The following is a 1,300-nucleotide window of genomic DNA, read 5'->3' on the forward strand; positions in this document are numbered from 1 at the left end:
ATACTAACATCACCTGTTGCTGAGATTGAACCGGTGCTAACACTAGAGCCTGTTATATTGCCTGCGCTATCACACGCTGCGCTTATATCTGAACCTGCCGCTGTCTTGCACTTTATATAGAAACTACCGAGATCAAATAGCGGTAAATTCAAATTAAATTGAACCAGCTTTTTAACTTGCTCACCTCTGACAATCATCAAGCCGAGATTTTCGCTAATTGTGCCGTTGTAACTTAATGGCTCAACCTCTGTGATCAGGCCTGTTTCATAATCAATAGTTGCTATTACATATCCCTGATCTACGAAATGCCCCTCTCCATCATCCACTAATACAGTGCCATTGCTGGCTCTCTTTACTCTGTTTTGACCTTTTGCAATTGACTCACCAGATACGAGTGACACAGCAGCAGGAAATTGATGCCATCGAAAATCTAAATTAGAGCGATAATGAAGTGTAAAAATTTTGCCTTTCGCAAGTGGCTTTCCCACCGGCAAATCAATTTTCAGCGCCGTACCCGTTCTTGAAATAGTATTTGAGAATACCCTTTCCAGCGCCCAGCGCTGCCAACCACTGGCCCAATAACTATAAGTGCCGTAATAATCGGGATTTTCAATCAGTAAATCAGGAACATCTAAATTTACTTGAGTCATCGTCCCAAATGATTCAATTGTTGTTGTCCTGTATTGACTGACCTCACCAATTTGAACGCCAACATGAGCAATCCTTTTGATAGTCATTGGCGCTACTGTTCTAGAAACATCTCTCAGTGATAGCGTATTTCCACTTGCCTCTGATGTAGTGGTTGTAGTGCCGTGATATTTGGCTGTTCTCAGCATTTGAGACATATCTACAAATAAACTAGCGTCAGTGAGACTTGAAGACTCAGCAATCAGAGTGCTAACTAATTTATCGTCCGGCTGATCACTTATGAACACGTGCGCTCGATTCAAACTAGATGCATCACCGGTTGCAACAGCAGGGTACAACTTCACTATCTCAAAAGCGCTCGATGCATGTTCAACTTCACTAATCGCACTAAAAACATCGTTGAGTTTACCGGACTGGATAGCCGAATTTGTTCTGTATCCACCGGCATTTGGCGCACTACCTAGTCTCTCTGGTTTAAAAATCTTTAAGTCTTCTCTCAGCATTAGACGGTCCTGAATCTTAATACTACATTTCTAAAAAAATCGGGTTTAGCGTCAGAATAAAGCCGGTGCGGCTCTGCGCTGATTGGTTGTTCAGCGTGATCCCAAACTACGTTAAACAGTGTTTCTCGTATTGATATCTGGAATGAAGT

Annotated in this window: 1 pseudogene; it reads right to left on the reverse strand. The window is 42.2% G+C overall.

The features are described 5' to 3' along the window. Nucleotides 1–1,151, reverse strand: a pseudogene (locus N473_RS22235) (hypothetical protein); the annotation flags it as partial. Nucleotides 1,152–1,300 lie beyond the last annotated feature (149 nt).

This window comes from Pseudoalteromonas luteoviolacea CPMOR-1, from assembly GCF_001625685.1.
In the GTDB taxonomy this organism is placed as follows: domain Bacteria; phylum Pseudomonadota; class Gammaproteobacteria; order Enterobacterales; family Alteromonadaceae; genus Pseudoalteromonas; species Pseudoalteromonas luteoviolacea_K.